Consider the following 20,108-nt stretch of genomic DNA (forward strand, 5'->3'; position numbering starts at 1 on the left):
TAACGCCGTCGACGCAATCCTAAGCGGGTCACGCCAAGGCAGGCAACAGCGAAGCGTGGGTGAGCTTAACTTCAAAAGCGCGGCATGACCCGCTGATTCAGCAGTGATGCTTCCGCTTCGCAGCCGGTGGGCTTTTCACCGGTCTGGCGCAGGGCGTCGAGTTCCGCTTTTGCAGCGGCACGGTCAGCCTGATATTCCGGCTTGGTCTGCACCAGCGCCATCGTGGCGGTTGCCGATAGCATGCCCGCCTCGACTGCGCTTTCGTTGTGGGCGCCGCACACAAAGCGGCTGTCGCCGTAGGCCCGGCCGCGTTCGAGGATCGGCTGCGCACGATCGGGCGCGATGCTGGAAAGAACGAGAGCCCAGGTCCACCCCCAGGTCGTATGACCTGAGGGATAATCATAGCTCATCCGGTGCTTCTTTTCATCGTAGAGCTCGGATTCTGGCTGGCAGATCCGGCCCTTGTCGATCGTGAAGGGACGGTGCCGCTGATAAACCGCCTTGGCCTTGCCGGACTGCGCACCCGTGTCCGACCCTGCGCGCTCGATCAGCATCATGAGCTTCGGGGCATTCTGCGGCGTGAGCTTGATGCCGACCGCGCAGCTGAAATCGCGCGCCAGCGCCGGCACGCTATAATTGGCATCCTGTGTGGCCAGCTGCCAGCGCGGGGTATCAGCGAGCTTGCGCGTTGCCTTGAATATCTTGCGGTCGGTTTCGTAGCGCGGATCGCCGGGGCGCGGTGCTGGCTCGACGACGTGCGTCACGTCGAATTCGCCGGGTGCCAGATAGCCCTTGGGTCTTTCGTTCGATGCTGCGGATGCGGCGATGAGCACGGATGCGGTCACTGCGGCGGCAATCGACAGTTTGAACTTCAAGGCAGGTCTCCAATCTTCGAAGAGCTAGGCCGAGCATTCCCGAAACGTCAATATGACAGTTATGTGACAGCGCGGATCTTTGGCGAACAAGGAGCGCCCACCGCCATCCGTGAGCAGCATGATCATGCCTTGCAGCGATATTCCGCCAGCGTCCTGACGAGTTGCCCGTTCGCGTCAACGATCCCCAGACAAATACCTGCCACCCGGCCCTCGGCGCGGCGGACGGGAGGCAACGTCCGCCATATACTTGCCTAGGTCTGGATTGGCCTCGTTCGCAAGAAGGGTCAGGTGGGGATCAAACTGCATGAACACGTTCGGCGACCCATAGCGGTCGAAAGCGGGCAGCTTTGCAGGGTATTCCATCATCGACGATGGCGGGGCTAGGTTGTGCGATCGCAATAGTTCTGCCGCCAACGTCATCTCATCTGCCAGCCTTTGCAGAGCGGCCGATCTCTCGACCTTCAAGAACAGCCAGTTCGAGGCAGTCCTTTGCAGGCCGGTGACCGTGAGCGGGAATGACCTACACGCCTTCGCGGCCTTGGCGACAGCAGCTTTCAGCGCAGGCGCCGCGGATGCCGGGTATTGCGTCAGGTAAAGCGTGACGTGTGCCGGATGGCCTTACGCGTGAAACATGGTCATCCCCCTTGCAGCGAGACCGACGCTCGCTTCCGTTACCGCATCAACGATGGACGGTGAGGGGATCGCATAAATGTCGATGCTGAGCGTGTCCTCTGCTTGCGAGGGGTAGGCCGTAGCCAAGGCTGCGATCAGGGCAATCGGGGGGTATTCGCGACATAGGAATGAGCTCGGGCCGGGGGAAATGGAGGGGTCGCTATTTAGCGGCGCCTTCGACGGATCGGCAAATTCTTCCGCACAAGACACGTGCTGGAATCTGCGAATCCGACGACGCCAGGTTCCTCAGATCAAACCCGCCGGTACTGGATGTCTACGTACCCGGCATGGCTGCGCTCGCGATCGGGCAGGAAACAGAAGGTGACGCGGCGGCCGTCGCTCGGTCTGGCGGTGATGGTGTATTCCCCATCGGGCACGTCGATCGGCTTGTGCGGCACGTCGTTGAAGCCAGCGAAGCCGAGCGCAACGGCCTCGGCCTGGGACATGATGGGATGCTCTGTGGAAGCGGTCATGACAGTATCCTTTCGCGATGGGTCAGGCGCGGCGGCGCTGGTCGATGAGGTCGGCAAAACGCTCCCGCACGGCGCGGGCGGTCGGGAAGCGGTTGGCGAGTTGGTGGCGCGCAAGGATCGGCGCGCGGGCCTTGGCAATAGCCGCGGCCTCGGACATGGTCGGCAAGCGCGGCGGCCAGCCTTTCACGTAGCGCAGGCCCTTGGGCATCACGCCCTCGGTCTCGCGCCGGTCCTGGGCGTCGATCTTGGCGGCCGCGATGCGGATCTGAAGGTCGCGCGGGAGAAGATCGGGCGCGGTATCTGCAAGCCAGCGTGCGGGCTGAAACGAAAAGGTGGATTGCGCCTCGAGGCCGCATAGGTGGATCAGCGCATCGCGATTAGCAGGAGCGCTGGCTGAAGCGCGCGCATCGGCGATCGACTGCAGGACGCAGAACCGGCAAGAAAGGCGCGAACTGGAGTAGCAGGTATAGGCTTCGTGAAGCGGGATGCCGAGATGGTCATGGGCCGCAAAGACTTCGGCCGTGCTCCACTCGACGATGGGATGCCAGAGCATCATGCGCGTGCCATGGGCATTGCCGGCACTGGCGTAGCGCGTGTCGGCCATCCATTCCGGCGCCTTCGATCGAGCGGTACTTTCGTCGCGGCGGATGCCGAGCACGTTGATGATCGTTTCGCCGCGCAGCGTGCGGGCCAGGTGCGGGCCGATCACATGGGCCTTGGCCTCGGAGGTGCAGAAGCGCAGCGAGGCCGATGACCACGGCCCGATCAGGTTGTAGGTTTCAAGGGCCTCGTAGCGGCGCTTGCCGTTCTCGAAGCGCTGCGCCCAGCGGTCGAACAGGTCGCCGGCACTGCGACGCACGACGCGGAGCGGAAGATCCGCAAGCGCTGCGAGCCGTTCGACCATGGCGGGTGTACTGTCCCACTCGGCACGGCCGAGGTCGGCATGGATAACCAGGCGGCGGCTTCGGGGATGGCCGAGCTGATCGAGCACGATCGAGACGGCGAACATTGCGGCGGAGGAATCCTTGCCGCCCGAGACGTTGAAGACGATCCAGGCCCCAGTCTTGATCGCGGCGCGGATCTCGGCAGGCAGGGCGAGCGAAGGCAGTCCTGCCGGCGTGGCACCGGCAGGCTGCAGATGCTGGTGCAGCATAGGATCAGTGCGTCGTCAGATGGGAGGTTATCGCGGCTTCCTCGACGACGGGAAGCCTGCTGGCCATGTCACGCGCAATCGCTTCGGGATAGGCGACTGCCATCCACACCTCGGGCGGGTATCCTCGATATTCCTTGCCGGCCAGCTCGATCTTGTCGCCATACTGCTCGATGCGCTGGCCGTTGTAGCAGACGAGGATTTCCCATTGGGTATGGCTGAAGCGCTTCTGCTCGATGGAGACGAGCGCCGGGTCGAATACCGGCTTGGGGGTCTCGGAGGGACCGGCGCCGGTGCCGAGTACCCGTCCGATGATCCCGGTCGTGCTGTGAAAGTCGATTCCGGCTTCGGTGATGATGACGCAGCCGCCGCCGAACTCGTCGGGCCGCAAGGCATCGCAAATGTATGCCCATGAGAATGCGCAGGGGAGTGCGGATTTGCATGCGGCGAAAATCAGGTTCGCCACCTGATCGACGCCAAATTGGTTGCCGCTGAAGCTGACTTTGCAGTGGCCCTCGGTATCGGGTTCGCTGATGACGATGCTGCAGTCGAACGTCGGAAAGTCGGGATCGTCGAAGAGGTCGAGGAAACTGCCGAAATCGTCATCGTCCTTAGGCGGGAAGAGTGCGGCGAAGCGCGGTCCAAGGTCGGCGTATTCGAGGTCGCGTCCGGTATCGCCTATACAGGGATTTTCGACGATCTCGCTCGCGCGCTGCGCCAGCCTGACCATTTCGGCATCGTCGGCGGTCATCTCGAGGATGAAGGAACTGGAGAGGTAGTTATTCGCCATGATGGATCTCCTGCGCGCTCAGGCGGCATCGCCAGCGAGGCGCGCGCGGGCGGCCTCGGCGAGCTTGGGGAATGCGGCCGAAAGGTTGGTGTGGATGGTCTCAAACGCGGGGATCGCGAAACGGCCGTTGGCGCCGGGGCGCGTGGTCAGCAGAGCCCCGATCGTCACCTCGTCGAGTTCGGGCCTCGGAATGGTGCCGACATTGCCGTCATATTCGACGGGGCACGCAATCGCGGCCTCGATCCAGGAGCCAAGCCCGTCTTCTACGGCCTCGGCATAGGCGGCGACCGCAGGGTCATTCTCGTCGTCGATGTGCAGGACGAGAGTGCGGTAGGTGCCGAAATCGTGGCGATTGGGCTTGCTGGTGAGGCGGCAGCCTTCAGGGGGAAGGCCATGGATCGCGATGATGCCGATGCGGTAGGCGTCGATCTCGAAGCGATTGACCCGCTCGAAATCAGGGGTCTGGCCAAGTTGGGCGCAGTGGGCGTTCGCGGGCGCCGCGCCAATGTCGATGGTGTAGGACAAGGGAACCTCCGTCGATCCCAAATGGATCGACGAGCCCTTTCCCCCTCAACTCAAAGGCTATGGGATGCCCTTGGGGTCTATCGAAGCGGTATCAAGCCGCCTCAATGTCGGTCTGCGGGAAGTCGTCGCCTTTAAAGAGAAGGGGCACGCCGGCGACACGCGCGCAGGCATAGGCAAAGCAGTCCCCGAAATTGAGCGCGGCAGGATGTCGGGACTTGCCGTAACGGTCGTAAGCCTCGACCGCCTGCCGGTGTGCCTCGGCGGGAACGGGCGTGACCTCGATACCAGCAAGGCGCATGAACTCCTCGACCGCCTCGTGTGCGGCAGCGATCTCCAGATCGAGGATGCGCCGCACCGCCAAGACCGACTCCCAGATGGCCAGCGGCGAAGTGATGCGCACGCGCGCAATATGGAGACGGCCGAGCAGATCTGCCGCATCGCTCTCGCCTGCGAGGATGGCGGTGATTGCCGATGCATCGACGAACATCATTCGTCTCCGTAGAGGCCGTCGATGAAAGCCTTGTCGGCGGGCTTGCCCGCATTGGGACCGGCTTTGGCGCGCAGCGCACGTGCAAATTCAAGGCCCTGGTCGACAAGGGTAGGCGTGTGCTCCTCGCGCTCAAGCTCGTGCAGCAGCGCACGCCGCACCGCTTCGGTCTTGCTCACGCGCTGCATCGCGGCAAGGCGCTGCGCCATGCGGTTGACCTCGGCGTCTTTGACGTAAAGAGACATCAGGATATCCTCCATGAAGTTTGGATATACTCTATCGGGCGGGATATTCCAACCGCCCTCGCGTCACTCCAGCTCGATGCAGAAATTCCAGCCATGGATTTGAAGCATTTCGTTCTCGCTGCGGTCGAACGCGAGGAAGGTGGAATCGAGGTCGGTATCCGGATCGATCAGCGATTCAAGCGTGTGGTGTACGCTGTCTGCCACGACGGCACGGGTATAACCGGCCTCGCGGGCTTCGGCCTCGGTATGGATGGCCAGAGGCGATGTCTGGATCAGGGGTTTCGTGGCCAACTGAGCGGGGCCGTCGAAGGTGCCAAGCGTCTTCATACGATCGGTTTCAAGCATCGCACCAAGATCGTTGGGCAGATCGGCGTATTCGGCCGCCACAGCGATTGCGGCTGCAGCCGTTGGAAGCTCGCCGGGGGTCGCGCCCTTCCAGATATAGATTGTTTCCTCGCCCTCGATGCGCGGATGCGGTTGCATGACCTGGACAAAGAATGTGGACAGGGGCCGGTCCCATCCGATGGCAACGCTGCTCGCGACGCCCTTTCCGGCGAAATCGTATCGGCTCACGAGGATGGATCTCCGGTCAGTTCACCAGTGCCAGCCATTCCGCATGCCAGGGGCGCGGGAACGGATTGTAGCGGATGAAGGTAGGGACAAGGGGCATGCCCATTGCAGCAAGGCTTTCCGCCATGGAAACCCGCTGGAGGGCTTCGGCAAGGTCATCTTCCAGCATGAAGTCCAGCATGGCAGCATCATGGACCTGATCACAAGTGAGCATTGTCCAGTCCAGCGCATCGAGGAAAGTCTCGCGGCGCTGCACGAAGCGCTCGATCCGTGCGGCATCGCTGCGGACCTGATCGACAACCTGTTGGGTGGTGAGCATGGGATGTCTCCCTAAGCGGCGATGGGTTCGCGGGTGATCGGGGCCGTGGTCTCGACGGGTGAGGGCGATGGCACAATGGCATCGAGGCGCAGATCGCGATGGATGCGTGCGGCAAAGCGTGCACGCCGGACGAAATCGCGCATGGGGGCAAAGCGCAGTTTCTGACCGGCTGCAGGACCGCGCTTGGCGAAGTATTGCACCTCGTTGCCTTCATGGAGCGGGCCCACGCTGAGCATGATCGAAATATCATCGCTCGACAGCGCGACATATCCTGCGATCGCGGGATCGCTGGGCGTGGAGCTGATGGTGAAGCTGCCGGGGGCGAGGCCGATTTCCAGCGCGAGCGCCTTCATGGCCTTACGCCCGTCGGCGTGGAATCGCTCCTTGGCTACCCGGTCATGGGCAACGCCGCGCACCGCCAGGGTGAGAAGCGCGGGGAAGCGTTCGAGTTCGGCCATACGGCGGCTGCAGGCGAAGCGCAGACTTTCATCATCGCCGCGGTTGGCGGTGACAGTCGCGAAATGGCGCGCGAGCAGCGCGATCGCCGGGTCGTGGTCGGGATCGACGCCAGCAATGCGGCAATCTTCCGTGGCCCGATTGATGGCATGAAGTGTTGCGGTGATCGTGGTCAGGCTGCTGGGGTCGATCGCCTGCATGTGACGGAACGGGACGTCGTAGGTCATGGTAGGGCTCCGGGTCAGACCGAGCGCATTCCCGCGCTCGATCTTTCCTTTCCCCCTCCCCTCTGCAGCCTTGGGCCCTCGGACCTCTCGTGATTGCTAACCTATCTGGTCGCGAACGAATCTCGCTCTTTCCGGCACAGTAATCAGAGGGAGTTCGACGAGCTCGTATCCCAGGCTTGAATAGGTATCGACCATCGCGAGGTAAGTATCTTCGGCTTCCGCCAACGTCTGCTTCCGTTCAGCGTCCTGCGTAAAAATCTCCGGCCAGGGTGGAGCGATGAACACCCTGCTCGCATATCGAAACAGCTCGGCAGCTTTCAGCGTGGAGGCCGGCACAGGCAACCCGCACAGCCGCAGAAATCCGATGACGTCGGGGATGCCACGATCGAAGACGATAGGGCCGCGTGCGCTTACCGTTTCACGAAAGGAGCGCATCTCCCACGCCAACATCAGGGTCGCGAATGCTTCCTTATCGGCCCATGGTAGAGCAGTGCCGCCAATGGCCACCTGATCCTGGATGATTGCTCTGCCAGCCTCAGGCATGCGATGAAGGCCTTGGCTGGCCAGCGCGTCCACCAAACTCGTCTTGCCCGATCCTGGACCGCCTGTGATGATGTGAAGGTGGTCAGTCATTCTGCATGACCTCGGCCATGTAGCCGTTCGGAGCTAGACCGGTGCGCCCGTTTCCGAGCGCCACAAGTGGACCAGATCGCCCATAGCCTCTCGCTCACCAAAGGCGTCTGCATAGACCGCCCCGGGGTGATCTGCGAGATAAGCGACGATCGTGGCGATATCGATGGCAATCTCGCGGTCGACGCCGAAGAGGTCCGAAATCGGGAAATGCCCCCAATCGTCGCCATTCCACCACGCCAAAAGGAAATTGGCCACTCTGGCCGATTGCCCGGTGTCCGATCTGGCTACGTCGATCAGGCGAGTGAGAGCCGCGGCGGCGCTGGCGTGATCGACACTGATGGTAGTCATAACGATCTCCTTCAAGCTGAAGCGTATGTGAGGAAACGAATAGAAGCTACAGGCAAACCGCGTTGGGGCGAGCGCGGTAGAGGTCGGCCGCCCATGTCTCGATCCATGCAGCGGTCACTTCGTCGTGAGCCAATTCGCCGGATTCGATGAGCGCTCGGATCTCGGCCTATGCTTGCTGGATGGCGGCTTCCCATGGATCGGACGGCATCTGTGAAGGTGCAGGTTCGAGGGTGATGGCCATCGGGCGATGAGGTTCGCGAAGTCGATCGAGCTGGGTGATGGTCCAGTGTTCCATGTGATCGGCCGCAAGAGCGTCGGTTTTCGATACCTGTCGGCGCCGGGCATCGCGCCGCGCCGCGGTGCCCCATGCCTGGGAATCGAGCGAGGCGACGCGATGGGCGTAGGGCTGAAGGTAGGGGATGGCCGCTCCCTTCACGCCGAACAGGTGGAGGCGATGACCGACGAACAGTTGGTCGATGCATGGGATAAAGTCGAAGACGGCGAAAACCTGTCTGAGTTCGAACAGGCGGTGATCGATGAAATCGAGCGCCGGAATATCGATCTTTAGGGGGTCGTTAGAATTATGATGATTTGATCCATCGGCTGACCGCCGACTTGATCTAAACCCAATAGATGTTAAGGCGCCCGGAGGCGGCGGGCTAAACGCGACCGGCCTGTCGCCGGCAACTTATTTCAAGCGAGCAGTAAGCCTGCCGCGATCAAAATTACACCCGCCAGACGCAACGACCATTTCCCCAACGGGGTTAGGCCAAAGTTGCCGATGATCGTCGCGGCTACGACGATGATACCGAAGGCGCTGATGGTCAGGAATGAGGCCGTTTGCATAGACCTCATTCCGTCCGGTGCGTGATCTTCACCCGGCGCGCAAGGATGTTGGCAGCGACCTGGCGGTAGATTTTCTCGGGCATGGCGCCAATTACCGGGGTGCCGTTGGCGCCGGATCGAACGTCAGGCCCTACCCATGTGAATTCATTCACATCGTTCCAGACGATACGGCTGCGCGTATCCAGGCGAAGATGCTCGATCACGCGCGGGGTAAGTTCGAGTGAGTGCTCGGGCGAATAATCCCGCGTCGTCAGCGGCACTGTGATGACGCGCAAGCGCCCATGCTTCAGGTACGTGCCAACGACCATGCATGGCCGAATTTTACGGCCCTCTTCCTCGCCCCGGTCGTGCTCGTGCCGCCAGAGGTAAAGATAATTGATGACCTCGCCGGGACGCGGCTCAGTCCAGGAGCTTGTTGGCATCGTAGGACTCGGGCACAGGCTGGGCATTGGCGATCGCGTTGAACGCATCGTCGCTCAGTTCTTCGGGAGCGAGCGCGATGTGATCAAGGCGCGCCAAGCGTTCGTACTCTGCGGCAGGAAGCATCACGACACGCGCGGCGCCATTGCGTTCGACCGCGATCGGGTGGGTCATGGCTTCATCGTAGTAGAAGCCGAAGCGCTTCGAGACTTCGCTCGAGCGGAAGGTTTCGATGGACAAGCTCATGGCCAGATCTCCTGCTATCGCGCAGATACCGCGCAATCCGTACAATTATCGGTATTCCGTATAATACGGAATGCGCGAAATTGCAATTGCTGTTCAAATGTCCTTGCGGGCGTTGATCGTTAATGCTCCGCAGCATTGAAGCACTCGATCAAGTTGAGCATGCCCGGGTGCTCGTCTAATCCTCGCCTTCCCTTTCCCTTTCAGGGCGTCGGCATGATTCAGGATGTCAGCAAGTGTCCGAGGTTTTGCCTCCCAAGCGCTACGGCCGAAGACTAGAGGCTACTACCTGCCCATATTTGCGCATCTGGGGGAGCTAATGTTGCAGCGCAAAAGCTTTGCTCGTTTTCGATCAAAATATTCAATTCAGCGGATAAATCCCCTGCAGCACCGTATCGAAATGGTCCTCGATGGTTGTGGTGCAGTCGCACGCGGTATCGCGCAGTACCTGCTCATCCCTGACGATGAACACACCGCGGCGAGTCTCGATCGTTCCGGCCTCCCGCAGCTTTGAAATGACACGGGTCACAAATGATCGACCCACGCCCAGCATTTCCGCGAGTTGCTCGTGCGTGATGGCAAATTCGGCTGAATGCGTTCGGCTGATCGCTGCAAGCAGCCATTTTGCTGTACGCTGCGCGATTGTATGGGTGGCATTACAGGCGGCGGTCTGAAAGACCTGTGCCAGCAGACAGTCCGAGTAGCGGGAGAACCAATGGCGTAAGGTCAAAGAGTCCAGCTTGGCTTGTTCCAGCGCGGCCGTCTTGATGCGCAAAAAGCGCCCACCATACATGACCTGCGCAGTCGCAAAAGCGGGGACATTCCCATTTGACACGATGCCGCCGATAGCCCCTTCCCTGCCAACCAGCGCGACCTCGACGGCCGGACCGTCTTTCAGCCTGACACAGAAGGCCGCCATCGCCGGGCCACACGGGAACCATGTGTCCACGACTTCACCCCCTGCCTTTTGCAGCACCGCATGTGGCTCGAGGTCAAAGACCAGCATGTGCGGCATTAGACGCTCGCGATCACTATCGCTCAGAGTTGCTAGTAGGGCATTGCCTGCCAATTCTTCCGGGGTAGGCGCCGACATGGTCTCTCCTGATCAATCTGCATTAACATTGGGCGCCTTGGTGCACTTATGCACAAAGCTCATGGTTGACCAATGTTACTCGCACACATAACTCGCGTTATGAGCTTTTTCGGTGAATGGCTGTGGAGTGTGCATTCCCCTGCCCGTGGCCGGAAACGCCACCCAGCTCGGATCTAGAAGTGCCTCCTTTTACAGACAAATTTGCAGCGGCGTTTGACATCGAAACGACCTATGTCGTTTTTCGTTTCCCCGTGATGCTTATCGTAGCCAACGCGTTCCAACGCGCACAAGGGGCCGATTGATATGGCGAAGCTACCTGCCATGACCGTCGATCTGACAAACTGTGATCGGGAACCGATCCAGATTCCCGGCAGCATCCAGCCCCACGGAGTTATGCTGGTGGTGTCACCGACAGATTTCACGCTCTTGTTTGCGTCTGTGAACGCTGGCGACCTTCTTGGCAATGGCGCAACAATCAAGCCCGGTATGCCCCTGGCAGAGATCATTGGGGCCGAAGCTGCCCATTCGGTCCGGAATGCCAGTGCCAAGGCCGGCGGTAGCGAGATTGCCGGCGTCGAGCTTGGCATGACGGTGCTTCATGGCACCGATCCAGTCGACATGATCGTCCATAGCCATAAAGACAGGTTGATCGTAGAGTTCGAGCCCTCGCTGGATGGCGCGAAAAGCGCAAAAGACGCGCTCGACCTGACTCAAGGGCTGATGCGGCGGGTGAATGTGGAGACCGAGGTCGGCGCCTTGGCGAAATCCGGTGCCCGCCTAGTTCGGGCGATGCTCGGTTTCGACCGCGTCATGGTCTATCAGTTTTTGCATAATGGTGCCGGGCGCGTCATCGCCGAGGCGAAGCAGCCAGAGCTTGAGAGCTTTATGGGGCAGCATTTCCCCGCGTCAGACATCCCCTACCAAGCGCGGCGACTCTACAAGCTCAATACAATCCGGACCATCGCAGACGCCAGCTACGCGCCGGTGCCCTTGGAGCCGGCGATCAAGCCAGGCGAACTGCCGATTGATATGTCGTTCGCGCAGCTGCGATCCGTGTCGCCCATACACTGCCAGTATCTGCAGAACATGGGTGTTCACGCCTCCATGTCGATCTCAATTTTGATCGATGGCGAACTTTGGGGTCTCATCTCTTGCCACCATGAGAGCCCCAAAGTGGTTCCGGTTCCTTTGAGAGTCGGCGCCGAGCTGTTTGGGCATTATTTTTCCCTGCAAATCTCCGTCGCCGAGCGGCGCGCCCACATCGTTGCTTCAAGCGTAGCCCGTGAACGGCTCGACAAGATCCTCGCTGGACTGGCGGTTGATGAAACCCTGATGGAAGGGTTGCGTGACCATCTGGACGCCTTCTCCGAGCTTTTCGACTGCGATGGCGTCGGTCTGTGGGCGGAAAACCAATGGACGGCCAGTGGCGTCACTCCGACGCATGATGAAGCGCTCGAACTGGTGCGTTATCTCGCTGGGGAGGAGCAGGTGCATCCGCGCTCCGCGTCATCGCAGCTGGCCCTTTGGCATACCCAGCACTTGCGTAAGCTCACAGGACAGGTCAATTTCGGACAATCGGTTGCTGGCGTCATTGCTATTCCGCTGACCTCGATGCCGCGTGATTATCTCTTGATTTTCCGTAGCGAAGAGGCCCATGAAATTAAGTGGGCGGGCAAACCTACCAAGCTCGTCATCGATACTCCGGACGGGCAGCGGCTGACCCCACGCGGAAGCTTCGAGACATGGCGCGAAGAGGTACGGGGACAAAGCCGTCCCTGGAGCGAAACTGATTTGACCGCAGCCGATACCGTGCGGACCTATTTGCGCGATGTTTTCCTGAAGCAAAACGAAATCACTGCCGAAGAACGCGGGCGGCTCGATCAGCGGCGACGGATGCTGAATGACGAACTTAATCATCGCGTCAAGAATATCATCACGCTGATCAAGTCTATTGCGGTGCAGACTGGCGCCCATGCCGGTTCGGTCGAGGATTACTCCTCGTCGTTCGAAGGGCGCCTGCGCGCACTTGCCTTTGCGCATGACCAGTCGCTGAGTGCTGCTGTGGGCGGCGATCTTGCAACCTTAATAGAGGCGGAGGCCGGGTTGCATCGCTATGGTTCTGAAACAGAGCGGGTGATCGCCGCAGGCGCAAAAGTTCGGCTCAACGATCGGGCTTTCGGAACCCTGGCATTGGTGGTCCACGAACTGATGACCAATGCGGCGAAATATGGCGCGTTGTCAGTACCCACAGGTCGCCTCGACATTAGCTGGACGTTCTCAGAAAGCGAAGGGTGCGAGATCCGCTGGAGCGAAACAGGCGGGCCGCCAACGCTCGCTCCTAGTCGCCAGGGGTTTGGCTCGAAGCTCATTCAAACGACGATGGTCTATGATCTTGGCGGTCTGGTCGATCTTGATTATCTGGAAAGCGGCCTAGTCGCTCGACTGGTCATTCCTCCGAAATTTGCTTCTCTGGTTGCCGAGGGATCTCTGCCAGCACCATCGGAAGCTGTGGACGCTGGAACGGGCGCGGCGGTACCCGGACTGGATGGTCTTTCCATCCTTCTGGTCGAGGATCAGTCTCTGATCGCGCTGGATACCGAAGAACTGTTGCGCCAGCTTGGCGCGAAAGAAGTGCGCTTATCGCCGGATGCTGCGCACGCCATGCGCAGCTTAGGTTCTTACAAACCGGATGCCGCTGTCCTGGACTTCAACCTGGGCGACGACACGTCGGAGCCGATTGCGGATCATCTTGTCGCACTGGGGATCCCATTTGTCTTTGCGACAGGTTATGGGGACAATGTCATGATCCCCGAACATCTGCGCGATGTTCCAGTTGTGAGAAAGCCTGCCGGCGCAAAAAGCCTCCTCAATCAGCTTGCGGAAGCCTATGAGAATCTGAGGACTGGCGAATAAAGTGCTTCGCGATGGCGACTTCGGCCTCGTTCCGAGCAACTCGGTTTCGATAAGTCTGAGTTAGCGCCCGAGGTCTCAAGGCCGCTCTTGTCGAGGCCCGCATGGCAAGCGCGCATTTCGTAGCACGTTGCTTCCGGATGCGGTGCGGCGATGCGGCCATCATCATAATTGAGGATGGAGGAGGCAGGCTACACGCTCTACAAGATCGGTGAAGACAGGGCATGGCGTGTCAACCTCGAGGCACCACCCTTCGCGGATTGGTCGAGGGAGATTAACAAGTCCCCGCCTGCCGATTGAAACAGAAAGATCGGGGCCGGTTGAGGCCGGCCCCGATACTGTCAGTAGTCCATGGCCGGCATCGGCGCGGCCTTCTCCTCTTTCGGCAGCTCGGCGACGAGCGCCTCGGTCGTGATCAGCAGCGATGCGACCGAGGCCGCGTCTTGAAGCGCAGTACGCACCACTTTCGCCGGATCGATGACGCCCGCCTCGACGAGGTCCTGATACTCAGCGGTGGCCGCATTGAAGCCCCAATTATAGTCGGAGCTTTCGAGCAGCTTGCCGACGATATAGGCGCCGTCCTCGCCGGCATTCTCGGCGATCTGCCGCGCGGGCGCGCGCAGCGCCCGGCGTATGATGTCGATGCCGGACTGCTGGTCGTCATTGGCGGCATTAAGCCCATCGAGCGCCTTGATCGCACGGAGCAGCGCGATGCCGCCGCCCGGCAGGATGCCTTCTTCTACCGCAGCCCGCGTCGCATGGAGCGCGTCGTCGACGCGATCCTTCTTCTCCTTGACCTCGACCTCGGTTGCGCCGCCGACGCGGATCACCGCGACACCGCCAGCAAGCTTGGCCACTCGCTCCTGCAGCTTCTCGCGGTCGTAGTCGGACGTGGTGGTCTCGATCTGCTGGCGTAACTGCGCCACGCGGCCGTCGATATCGTCCTTCTGGCCCACCCCGTCGATGATGGTGGTGTTGTCCTTGTCGATCGTCACCCTCTTGGCGCGGCCGAGCATATCGATAGTGACGGTCTCGAGCTTGATGCCGAGATCCTCGGAGACCACGTTGCCGCCCGTCAGTATCGCGATATCCTCCAGCATGGCCTTGCGGCGGTCGCCGAAGCCCGGCGCCTTGACCGCAGCGATCTTGAGCCCGCCGCGCAGCTTGTTGACGACGAGCGTCGCGAGCGCCTCGCCCTCGACATCCTCGGCGATGATCAGCAGCGGCCGTCCCGACTGCACGACCTTCTCGAGCAGGGGCACGAGCGCCTGCAGGTTCGAGAGCTTCTTCTCGTGGATGAGGATATAAGGATCGTCGAGCTCGACCTTGAGCTTCTCGGCATTGGTGATGAAATAGGGCGAGAGATAGCCGCGGTCGAACTGCATGCCCTCGACCGTCTCGAGTTCCGTCTCGAGGCTCTTGGCCTCCTCGACCGTGATCACGCCCTCGTTGCCAACCTTCTCCATCGCCTCGGCGAGGATGCGACCGACTTCCTCGTCGCCATTTGCGGAAATGGTGGCAACCTGCGCGATCTCACTGTTGGCGCCGACCTTCTTGGCGTGGCTCTCAAGATCCTTGATGACCGCGCCCACCGCGAGATCGATGCCGCGCTTTACGTCCATCGGGTTCATGCCGGCGGCGACAGCCTTCGAGCCCTCGCGCACGATCGCCTGGGCGAGCACGGTGGCGGTGGTGGTGCCATCGCCCGCCTTGTCGTTCTGCTTGTTGGCGACCTCGCGCAGCATCTGCGCGCCCATATTCTCGATCTTGTCGGCAAGCTCGATTTCCTTGGCGACAGTCACGCCGTCCTTGGTGATACGGGGAGCCCCAAAGCTCTTCTCGATGACGACGTTTCGGCCCTTGGGACCAAGCGTCACCTTCACGGCATTTGCCAGCGTATCCACGCCGCGCAGCATACGGTCCCGTGCGTCCGACGCAAACTTCACTTCCTTGGCAGCCATCGCTGCTACTCCTTTCTATGTCCTTCCTGAATGTTCGAGGGATAAGGGCGGTCGATCAGGCCGCCTGCTTGAGAGGCACGACGGTGTCGATCACGCCAAGGATGTCGCTCTCCTTCATAATGAGCAGATCCTCGCCATCTATCTTGACCTCGGTGCCCGACCATTTGCCGAATAGGATGCGGTCGCCGACTTTGACGGACAACTCGACCAACTGGCCGCTGTCGTCGCGGGCGCCGGGTCCGACGGCGACGACTTCGCCTTCCTGCGGCTTTTCCTTGGCGGTGTCAGGGATGATGATGCCGCCCGAGGTCTTCTCCTCGGCTTCGATGCGACGGACGACCACACGGTCGTGCAAGGGGCGGAAATGCATGGCAAAACCTCCAGATGCAAAACAGGTTGTGATGTCCCTGCCGTTCATCTGAACGACAGGTTCCCGTGAACTAGGAAATGAGATTTTTTGGGTCAAGAGGGCGACCGAAATTTTTTGGCACTCATCTCTTCTGAGTGCCAATCCAGCCATTCTAGGTGACGTCCGATGGCATCATCCCTCTTGACGCGACTCGGATCAGCACCAAAATCTTGAGCCTCGTGCGGGACCGCACGCATGAGAAAGGAGCGACACAAGGAAAGGAGCCACGGCCATGTCGCAGCCATTTTCGCGTTTCTTGCACCCCTTCGACGTTGCGCGCCACCCGAGCCTTGAGCCGGAGGTCAAACGCGCCATCCTCGCCTCCTGGGCATCCGACCACTCTGCGGTAAAGAACCTGCCCTTGATGCGAAAGCCTCCCGGCGCCAGGCAAGCCGTTTCGATCGATGAGGTGTTCGCCGCCATGCGATCACTTGACGAACCACGAAATGATAGTCGGTCGCTTCAATGAGCGATCGCGGATTCATCGCTCAGCTGGAGGGCTACGGTCTCACCACCGCCGAGATCCATTACTACCGGCCCGATGCGCCGTCGCTTCTCCAGCTGTTCATATGGCAGGAATACGATCTTGCGCCTGATTTCCCCATCTTGTTCGATTTCCTGGGTCACTGGCGACTTGAAGTCGAGGCCGCGCTCCATTCGGTAAGGATCGCCCATGGCCGACTGGTCGGACCCACCGAATGGCGTGCGGTCGATCGCATCATCCCACTGCAATGACGAACGGTCTTGGCGAGCGCTGGCGCGGGCGGGGCGGACGGACGGTCCGCCTCGTCCTCGCCTTCGACGACATCATGGAATTCGCGCTCGCCCTGCTGTCGGTGCCACCCGATGAGCTGGAAGCGCTGGGCTGGAGTTTTGCCGACCGCAAGCGACTCCTCGATCATTTCCTGCGCTCCGGCAAGGCAGCCCAGCGCGTGCCCCGGGATGCGCTGGGGCAAAGCCTGATCACGCTGCGACTGCCGCGACGGGACCTCACACCGCTTCAGCGCTTCGCCCGCCGCGAACTGCCCAAGGCCGCTTCGAACGCCGCCATGCTCGACCGGGTGCTTCGGGTGCTCGACGAGGCCGCATAGCGGCTGATTCAGCCAGCCAGGAACGGCGCAGCCGCGAGACCGTCGAAGACGAACTGGACGGCGAGGCCGGCGAGAAGCACGCCGGAGATGCGGCCGACGACGTCGGCACCGGTGCTGCCGAGCAGAAGGACAAGGCGGTCGGCCGCGAGCATCGCGAGCCAGGTCGACAGCATACAAACCATGATCATCGCGAGCACGCAGCCGCCCTCGATCCAGTTCTCGGTGCGGCCCATGACGAGCACGGCGGCCGAAAGGCTTCCGGGGCCCGCGATCAAGGGAAACGCCAGCGGAAAGACCGCAATGTCGCCAGGCCCTTCGGCTTCCTGACGCTCGCCTTCGCTGATGGATGAGAGTCCAGGACTGGAAAAGGTGAGCGTCAAAGCCTGAAGGAACAGGAGCACGCCGCCTGCCACCCGGAATGCGGGCAGCGAGATATGCAGGAGCGAAAGAACGACGCCGCCCGCAACAGCAAACAGCAGCAGCACGCCAGTGGCGATCGTGACCGAGCGCGTGGCGAGACTGATCCGCTCGCTGCGGTGAATTCCGGCCGTCAGGCCGGCGAAGACCACCGCCGTCTCGATCGGACCGATGGTGACGAGCAGGGTGATAAAGGTGGAAAGGATGCTGGGTGATATGTGCATGGGTCAGGCAACGGAAACTTGCAAAGGGAGCGGCGGCCACGCCGCCCCCTTATGACTCAGGTGGCTTTGAATGAGCTATCGGGATGGCCGACAGCAAGCTGCGTCATGTGCGGCGCATTGCGTCCGTTCGGTTCGGATGCGCGGCAGCCGCTGGCGGCGCTTCGCGGCAGTCAGCGGAATTGTGCGACACGACCTTCGGTGGCTGCCCCGAGCCAAGGGATATGACCTGAACGCTGCAGCTGCAGGTGCTTCCCCCATTGGTCGTCGAGACGAAGCTGTAGCTGGCAGTCCCCGGAGGCAGGCTGCGCAACGCCGTAAGGTCGATCTTCCCGCCATCGGCCATTGCCGGAAGCGGCAAGGCGCGAACCTGACGCATCATCAGGTCGTTCTGCCAGTCCATGTCCGCCGCAATCCGATCGAACGCCGCGAATGCCGCCGGCTCGAATGGATCGAGCCAAGTGATCGGTGGAACGCTGGAGGCAGGCGTGACCGTGACCTTGGGCGCGACATCTCCCTCATATTCTATGCGGGCGACCGCACCGTCCGGCAGGCCGACCTTCATAATATGGCTGCCATGGCTCGCCGCCAGCGCGGTGCCGATGGCGGCGACCGCCGCCACGCCGGCCAGGACGGCTGTACGAATTTTTCGCATCAAACGTCTCCTCTGATCATGGTGAATGTGAAAATGCCATCCCCCCGACGCCAGCCGCGCTTCCCGAGCCCAGCGCGCTTTCAAGCGCGGCGGGATAGCGGCCGCAGCATCGAGCGTGCGGACCTGTCGGCCAGCAGCACAGCACAGGCGTCGGTTCCGCTGGCAGGCGACTGGGAAGCGGGCGCGGGCGACCCGGCGCACCATGCAGCGAGAAGTCCAATCCCTGACGCTGACAGTAGCTCCCCGCGGTCTCTGCGTCTAAAAAGCGCAGCTCGATCTTCTCGAGCGGATCGCCGCAGCCGGTCGATCCGGTCAGGGGATCGGTCACGCGCCGCCAGCGCGGCGAAGCGCACCCGCTATTGTCCACGCTAAGCGCGTCCAACCTGGTTGGTCGCACTCGGCGCTGGCTCGATCACGGGTCGCGCATCTGGCGGTAGCGCGCTCTCCGCGCTTGGTCCGGTGAGGTTATCGTTGACGGATGGCCCGGAACCGAAGTCCCGGGCCAGATCGTCATGCCGCCTTGCCATTGACCTGAATGCGGCGGACATTTTCGTTCGCCGCCTCCGTCTTCGGCAGGGTGACCGTCAGCACGCCGTTCCTGAAGGTTGCGGCGGCGTGGTCACGGTCGATTCCCTGAGGCCGTCCGATACGGCGTTCAAAGCGGCCGTAGCTGCGCTCGGTATAGCCACGGTCCTTGTCTTCGACCTCGGAGCGCTTCTCACCACGAAGCGTCAACGCTCCGTCTTCGACGGTGATTTCGACGTCTTTCTCGTCGAGACCCGGCAGTTCGGCCGTGACGCGGATTTCTTTGTCAGTCTCGCCGAGCTCGACATGCGGCCAGCCGGCAGCGCGGTCGAACCCGGTTAATGCGGGCACGCCGAAGCAGCGGAGTGTATCGTCGAACAGCCGGTTCATCTCGCGGTGGAGCGAGAGCAAAGAGTGGGTATTAGTGTCGCGGTCGCGCTCGGCGCTGACCGGGACGGGAAGCCGGTTTTCCTGCCGGCTCCAGGGAATGAGATCACGAAAAGCCATGATGGTCATCTCCTTTTCTGGCTGGAAGGGTGAAGGCCTGCCGGCCCGGCGGGGGGCGGTGCCGGCAAACCTTTTAATCATGGATCAGGCCGCTTCGCGGGCCTCATCCCTTGGCGCTTCGATCTGATCCTGGGCAGCCTTGCCGCCGCTGATCTCGATTCTGCGCGGCTTCATTGCCTCGGGCACGACTCGCTTGAGCGCGATGCTCAGTAGGCCGTTCTCGAAACGGGCGTCCCCGGCTTCCACGAAGTCGGCGAGCTGAAAGCGCCGCTCGAACGCGCGTGTGGCAATGCCGCGATGCAGATATTCGCCCTGCCCGTTGTCGTCGGCTCGCTTGCCGGTGACGGTGAGCAGGTTCTGTTGGGCCACCACCTCGATATCCTCAGGGTGGAAGCCAGCCACCGCCAGCGTTACGCGGTAGCTGTCATCGCTTTCTCTCAGAATGTCGAAGGGCGGATAGCCGTCATCTTCGCGGGTGCCGGCTTCGAGCAGATTGAACAGCCGATCGAAGCCCACGGTTGAGCGCCGATAAGGTGCAAAGTCAAAAGCAGTGGTTCTCATTTCCAAATCCTCCTATTGAGCAATTCGGGCATGAGACGTGCCGGAGAGAGCCGGCACTCTCAATGTCCACCAGACCCGGTTTTCAGCGTCCGGCGAGAAAAAGTTAAGAAGAGAGGATGGGGTTTCAAGAGATTTTTTTGGGCAGGTCCGGCTCCTCCCCCCGTCTGCCGTGCGGCGATCCAGCGCTCGCTTCGGTCCATTGAAATCCTCACCTCCAGATCAAGAAATCTCGTGCTTACTGGGCCCTCCTGACGGTTGGTGCCTTTCTGTCTTAGCCCTGATCGCCCCCCAGGATTGCGCCATTGGGAAAGGTCTCAATCAAGGCCTCGGCTTCGCAGGCATTTTGAACTTGCGCGCTGGTCAGCCTCAGGCTGTCAGCGCATCCTTCAGTATCGACAAGAGCGGAGAGTTTACTGGCAGGGATCGGACGATCACGAGAGGTCCGCTTCGGCACCAACGCACAAGCGCCAAGAAGGATG

Annotated in this window: 28 protein-coding genes; 5 read left to right on the top strand and 23 right to left on the bottom strand. The window is 61.3% G+C overall.

What is annotated here, in order from left to right; translation table 11 throughout:
- Positions 1-71 precede the first annotated feature (71 nt).
- The 13 genes from QRN25_RS12075 to QRN25_RS12135 form a co-directional block, all read right to left on the bottom strand.
- Positions 72-875 carry an acid phosphatase gene (locus QRN25_RS12075; RefSeq protein WP_285019694.1) on the bottom strand — a complete coding sequence of 268 codons (804 nt, stop codon included), beginning with the start codon at positions 873-875 and terminating at the stop codon, positions 72-74.
- A gap of 174 nt (positions 876-1,049) precedes the next feature.
- Positions 1,050-1,466: a DUF1045 domain-containing protein gene (locus tag QRN25_RS12080; RefSeq protein WP_350224251.1), complete on the bottom strand. Its 417-nt coding sequence runs from the start codon at positions 1,464-1,466 to the stop codon at positions 1,050-1,052.
- A 332-nt stretch (positions 1,467-1,798) separates the two neighbouring features.
- Positions 1,799-2,020: a hypothetical protein gene (locus QRN25_RS12085; RefSeq protein WP_285019695.1), complete on the bottom strand. Its 222-nt coding sequence runs from the start codon at positions 2,018-2,020 to the stop codon at positions 1,799-1,801.
- Positions 2,021-2,042: 22 nt separating this feature from the next.
- Positions 2,043-3,173 carry a phosphoadenosine phosphosulfate reductase domain-containing protein gene (locus tag QRN25_RS12090; protein WP_285019696.1) on the bottom strand — a complete coding sequence of 377 codons (1,131 nt, stop codon included), beginning with the start codon at positions 3,171-3,173 and terminating at the stop codon, positions 2,043-2,045.
- Between the two features lie 4 nt (positions 3,174-3,177).
- Complete coding sequence (locus QRN25_RS12095) at positions 3,178-3,960, bottom strand: hypothetical protein (protein ID WP_285019697.1); 783 nt, start codon at positions 3,958-3,960, stop codon at positions 3,178-3,180.
- Positions 3,961-3,978: 18 nt separating this feature from the next.
- Entirely contained in the window at positions 3,979-4,485 is a 507-nt protein-coding gene (locus QRN25_RS12100; RefSeq protein ID WP_285019698.1) for a hypothetical protein, read from the bottom strand.
- A 91-nt stretch (positions 4,486-4,576) separates the two neighbouring features.
- Complete coding sequence (locus QRN25_RS12105; protein ID WP_285019699.1) at positions 4,577-4,972, bottom strand: type II toxin-antitoxin system VapC family toxin; 396 nt, start codon at positions 4,970-4,972, stop codon at positions 4,577-4,579.
- Positions 4,972-5,217, bottom strand: a complete 246-nt coding sequence (locus QRN25_RS12110) for a type II toxin-antitoxin system VapB family antitoxin (protein ID WP_285019700.1) — start codon at positions 5,215-5,217, stop codon at positions 4,972-4,974. Before QRN25_RS12110 ends, QRN25_RS12105 begins: the two co-directional genes overlap by 1 nt.
- Positions 5,218-5,280: 63 nt before the next feature.
- Positions 5,281-5,790, bottom strand: coding sequence for a hypothetical protein (locus QRN25_RS12115; protein WP_285019701.1), 510 nt, complete (start codon positions 5,788-5,790; stop codon positions 5,281-5,283).
- A 16-nt stretch (positions 5,791-5,806) separates the two neighbouring features.
- Positions 5,807-6,106: a hypothetical protein gene (locus tag QRN25_RS12120; protein ID WP_285019702.1), complete on the bottom strand. Its 300-nt coding sequence runs from the start codon at positions 6,104-6,106 to the stop codon at positions 5,807-5,809.
- An 11-nt stretch (positions 6,107-6,117) separates the two neighbouring features.
- The gene (locus QRN25_RS12125) at positions 6,118-6,789 is read right to left on the bottom strand and encodes a hypothetical protein (protein WP_285019703.1); all 672 of its coding nucleotides are present in this window, start codon (positions 6,787-6,789) and stop codon (positions 6,118-6,120) included.
- 96 nt (positions 6,790-6,885) lie between these two features.
- Complete coding sequence (locus QRN25_RS12130) at positions 6,886-7,422, bottom strand: AAA family ATPase (RefSeq protein WP_285019704.1); 537 nt, start codon at positions 7,420-7,422, stop codon at positions 6,886-6,888.
- Between the two features lie 33 nt (positions 7,423-7,455).
- A complete protein-coding gene (locus QRN25_RS12135) occupies positions 7,456-7,770 on the bottom strand; it encodes a DUF7673 family protein (RefSeq protein WP_285019705.1) in 315 nt (104 codons plus the stop codon).
- 247 nt (positions 7,771-8,017) lie between these two features.
- Between QRN25_RS12135 and QRN25_RS12140 the strand changes: the two genes are divergently transcribed.
- Positions 8,018-8,338 (top strand): hypothetical protein, encoded by a 321-nt coding sequence (locus QRN25_RS12140; protein ID WP_285019706.1) that lies wholly within the window; start codon positions 8,018-8,020, stop codon positions 8,336-8,338.
- A gap of 125 nt (positions 8,339-8,463) precedes the next feature.
- Here QRN25_RS12140 and QRN25_RS12145 read toward each other — a convergent pair whose 3' ends face one another.
- The 4 genes from QRN25_RS12145 to QRN25_RS12160 form a co-directional block, all read right to left on the bottom strand.
- On the bottom strand, positions 8,464-8,616 hold the full coding sequence (locus QRN25_RS12145) for a hypothetical protein (protein ID WP_211152038.1): 153 nt from the start codon (positions 8,614-8,616) through the stop codon (positions 8,464-8,466).
- A 5-nt stretch (positions 8,617-8,621) separates the two neighbouring features.
- A complete protein-coding gene (locus QRN25_RS12150) occupies positions 8,622-9,038 on the bottom strand; it encodes a type II toxin-antitoxin system PemK/MazF family toxin (protein ID WP_285019707.1) in 417 nt (138 codons plus the stop codon).
- Complete coding sequence (locus tag QRN25_RS12155) at positions 9,016-9,282, bottom strand: type II toxin-antitoxin system Phd/YefM family antitoxin (RefSeq protein ID WP_285019708.1); 267 nt, start codon at positions 9,280-9,282, stop codon at positions 9,016-9,018. Before QRN25_RS12155 ends, QRN25_RS12150 begins: the two co-directional genes overlap by 23 nt.
- Before the next feature lie 358 nt (positions 9,283-9,640).
- A complete protein-coding gene (locus QRN25_RS12160; RefSeq protein ID WP_285019709.1) occupies positions 9,641-10,372 on the bottom strand; it encodes a Crp/Fnr family transcriptional regulator in 732 nt (243 codons plus the stop codon).
- A gap of 321 nt (positions 10,373-10,693) precedes the next feature.
- Between QRN25_RS12160 and QRN25_RS12165 the strand changes: the two genes are divergently transcribed.
- Positions 10,694-13,285, top strand: coding sequence for an HWE histidine kinase domain-containing protein (locus QRN25_RS12165; RefSeq protein ID WP_285019710.1), 2,592 nt, complete (start codon positions 10,694-10,696; stop codon positions 13,283-13,285).
- Positions 13,286-13,623: 338 nt separating this feature from the next.
- Here the strand turns inward: QRN25_RS12165 and groL are convergent, their stop codons facing one another.
- Both groL and groES read right to left on the bottom strand, forming a co-directional pair.
- Positions 13,624-15,243: a chaperonin GroEL gene (groL, locus tag QRN25_RS12170; RefSeq protein WP_285019711.1), complete on the bottom strand. Its 1,620-nt coding sequence runs from the start codon at positions 15,241-15,243 to the stop codon at positions 13,624-13,626.
- A 55-nt stretch (positions 15,244-15,298) separates the two neighbouring features.
- Positions 15,299-15,613 (bottom strand): co-chaperone GroES, encoded by a 315-nt coding sequence (gene groES / locus QRN25_RS12175; protein ID WP_285019756.1) that lies wholly within the window; start codon positions 15,611-15,613, stop codon positions 15,299-15,301.
- 271 nt (positions 15,614-15,884) lie between these two features.
- Here groES and QRN25_RS12180 point away from each other — a divergent pair, with 271 nt between their 5' ends.
- From QRN25_RS12180 to QRN25_RS12190, 3 genes are read left to right on the top strand one after another with little or no spacing between them, the layout of a single operon-like run.
- Positions 15,885-16,121: a hypothetical protein gene (locus tag QRN25_RS12180; RefSeq protein ID WP_285019712.1), complete on the top strand. Its 237-nt coding sequence runs from the start codon at positions 15,885-15,887 to the stop codon at positions 16,119-16,121.
- Entirely contained in the window at positions 16,118-16,387 is a 270-nt protein-coding gene (locus QRN25_RS12185) for an usg protein (RefSeq protein WP_285019713.1), read from the top strand. The genes QRN25_RS12180 and QRN25_RS12185 overlap by 4 nt, the downstream gene beginning before the upstream one ends.
- On the top strand, positions 16,384-16,743 hold the full coding sequence (locus QRN25_RS12190) for a hypothetical protein (protein WP_285019714.1): 360 nt from the start codon (positions 16,384-16,386) through the stop codon (positions 16,741-16,743). Before QRN25_RS12185 ends, QRN25_RS12190 begins: the two co-directional genes overlap by 4 nt.
- Positions 16,744-16,751: 8 nt before the next feature.
- Here the strand turns inward: QRN25_RS12190 and QRN25_RS12195 are convergent, their stop codons facing one another.
- The 4 genes from QRN25_RS12195 to QRN25_RS12210 form a co-directional block, all read right to left on the bottom strand.
- Complete coding sequence (locus QRN25_RS12195; RefSeq protein WP_285019715.1) at positions 16,752-17,384, bottom strand: MarC family protein; 633 nt, start codon at positions 17,382-17,384, stop codon at positions 16,752-16,754.
- 103 nt (positions 17,385-17,487) lie between these two features.
- On the bottom strand, positions 17,488-18,036 hold the full coding sequence (locus QRN25_RS12200) for a hypothetical protein (RefSeq protein ID WP_285019716.1): 549 nt from the start codon (positions 18,034-18,036) through the stop codon (positions 17,488-17,490).
- A 510-nt stretch (positions 18,037-18,546) separates the two neighbouring features.
- Positions 18,547-19,068: an Hsp20/alpha crystallin family protein gene (locus tag QRN25_RS12205; RefSeq protein WP_285019757.1), complete on the bottom strand. Its 522-nt coding sequence runs from the start codon at positions 19,066-19,068 to the stop codon at positions 18,547-18,549.
- Between the two features lie 84 nt (positions 19,069-19,152).
- A complete protein-coding gene (locus QRN25_RS12210) occupies positions 19,153-19,629 on the bottom strand; it encodes an Hsp20 family protein (protein ID WP_008833438.1) in 477 nt (158 codons plus the stop codon).
- Positions 19,630-20,108: the final 479 nt, after the last annotated feature.

The organism is Novosphingobium sp. fls2-241-R2A-195, assembly GCF_030209485.1.
In the GTDB taxonomy this organism is placed as follows: domain Bacteria; phylum Pseudomonadota; class Alphaproteobacteria; order Sphingomonadales; family Sphingomonadaceae; genus Novosphingobium; species Novosphingobium resinovorum.

What these genes read in the sequence shown, in the direction of transcription:
- QRN25_RS12085 (WP_285019695.1), bottom strand. Translation starts at nt 2,020, where the DNA reads ATGACCGCTTCCACAGAGCATCCCATCATGTCCCAGGCCGAGGCCGTT.
- QRN25_RS12090 (WP_285019696.1), bottom strand. Translation starts at nt 3,173, where the DNA reads ATGCTGCACCAGCATCTGCAGCCTGCCGGTGCCACGCCGGCAGGACTG.
- QRN25_RS12095 (WP_285019697.1), bottom strand. Translation starts at nt 3,960, where the DNA reads ATGGCGAATAACTACCTCTCCAGTTCCTTCATCCTCGAGATGACCGCC.
- QRN25_RS12105 (WP_285019699.1), bottom strand. Translation starts at nt 4,972, where the DNA reads ATGTTCGTCGATGCATCGGCAATCACCGCCATCCTCGCAGGCGAGAGC.
- QRN25_RS12110 (WP_285019700.1), bottom strand. Translation starts at nt 5,217, where the DNA reads ATGTCTCTTTACGTCAAAGACGCCGAGGTCAACCGCATGGCGCAGCGC.
- QRN25_RS12120 (WP_285019702.1), bottom strand. Translation starts at nt 6,106, where the DNA reads ATGCTCACCACCCAACAGGTTGTCGATCAGGTCCGCAGCGATGCCGCA.
- QRN25_RS12125 (WP_285019703.1), bottom strand. Translation starts at nt 6,789, where the DNA reads ATGACCTACGACGTCCCGTTCCGTCACATGCAGGCGATCGACCCCAGC.
- QRN25_RS12130 (WP_285019704.1), bottom strand. Translation starts at nt 7,422, where the DNA reads ATGACTGACCACCTTCACATCATCACAGGCGGTCCAGGATCGGGCAAG.
- QRN25_RS12135 (WP_285019705.1), bottom strand. Translation starts at nt 7,770, where the DNA reads ATGACTACCATCAGTGTCGATCACGCCAGCGCCGCCGCGGCTCTCACT.
- QRN25_RS12140 (WP_285019706.1), top strand. Translation starts at nt 8,018, where the DNA reads ATGAGGTTCGCGAAGTCGATCGAGCTGGGTGATGGTCCAGTGTTCCAT.
- QRN25_RS12145 (WP_211152038.1), bottom strand. Translation starts at nt 8,616, where the DNA reads ATGCAAACGGCCTCATTCCTGACCATCAGCGCCTTCGGTATCATCGTC.
- QRN25_RS12150 (WP_285019707.1), bottom strand. Translation starts at nt 9,038, where the DNA reads ATGCCAACAAGCTCCTGGACTGAGCCGCGTCCCGGCGAGGTCATCAAT.
- QRN25_RS12155 (WP_285019708.1), bottom strand. Translation starts at nt 9,282, where the DNA reads ATGAGCTTGTCCATCGAAACCTTCCGCTCGAGCGAAGTCTCGAAGCGC.
- QRN25_RS12160 (WP_285019709.1), bottom strand. Translation starts at nt 10,372, where the DNA reads ATGTCGGCGCCTACCCCGGAAGAATTGGCAGGCAATGCCCTACTAGCA.
- QRN25_RS12165 (WP_285019710.1), top strand. Translation starts at nt 10,694, where the DNA reads ATGACCGTCGATCTGACAAACTGTGATCGGGAACCGATCCAGATTCCC.
- groL (WP_285019711.1), bottom strand. Translation starts at nt 15,243, where the DNA reads ATGGCTGCCAAGGAAGTGAAGTTTGCGTCGGACGCACGGGACCGTATG.
- groES (WP_285019756.1), bottom strand. Translation starts at nt 15,613, where the DNA reads ATGCATTTCCGCCCCTTGCACGACCGTGTGGTCGTCCGTCGCATCGAA.
- QRN25_RS12180 (WP_285019712.1), top strand. Translation starts at nt 15,885, where the DNA reads ATGTCGCAGCCATTTTCGCGTTTCTTGCACCCCTTCGACGTTGCGCGC.
- QRN25_RS12185 (WP_285019713.1), top strand. Translation starts at nt 16,118, where the DNA reads ATGAGCGATCGCGGATTCATCGCTCAGCTGGAGGGCTACGGTCTCACC.
- QRN25_RS12190 (WP_285019714.1), top strand. Translation starts at nt 16,384, where the DNA reads ATGACGAACGGTCTTGGCGAGCGCTGGCGCGGGCGGGGCGGACGGACG.
- QRN25_RS12195 (WP_285019715.1), bottom strand. Translation starts at nt 17,384, where the DNA reads ATGCACATATCACCCAGCATCCTTTCCACCTTTATCACCCTGCTCGTC.
- QRN25_RS12200 (WP_285019716.1), bottom strand. Translation starts at nt 18,036, where the DNA reads ATGCGAAAAATTCGTACAGCCGTCCTGGCCGGCGTGGCGGCGGTCGCC.
- QRN25_RS12205 (WP_285019757.1), bottom strand. Translation starts at nt 19,068, where the DNA reads ATGGCTTTTCGTGATCTCATTCCCTGGAGCCGGCAGGAAAACCGGCTT.
- QRN25_RS12210 (WP_008833438.1), bottom strand. Translation starts at nt 19,629, where the DNA reads ATGAGAACCACTGCTTTTGACTTTGCACCTTATCGGCGCTCAACCGTG.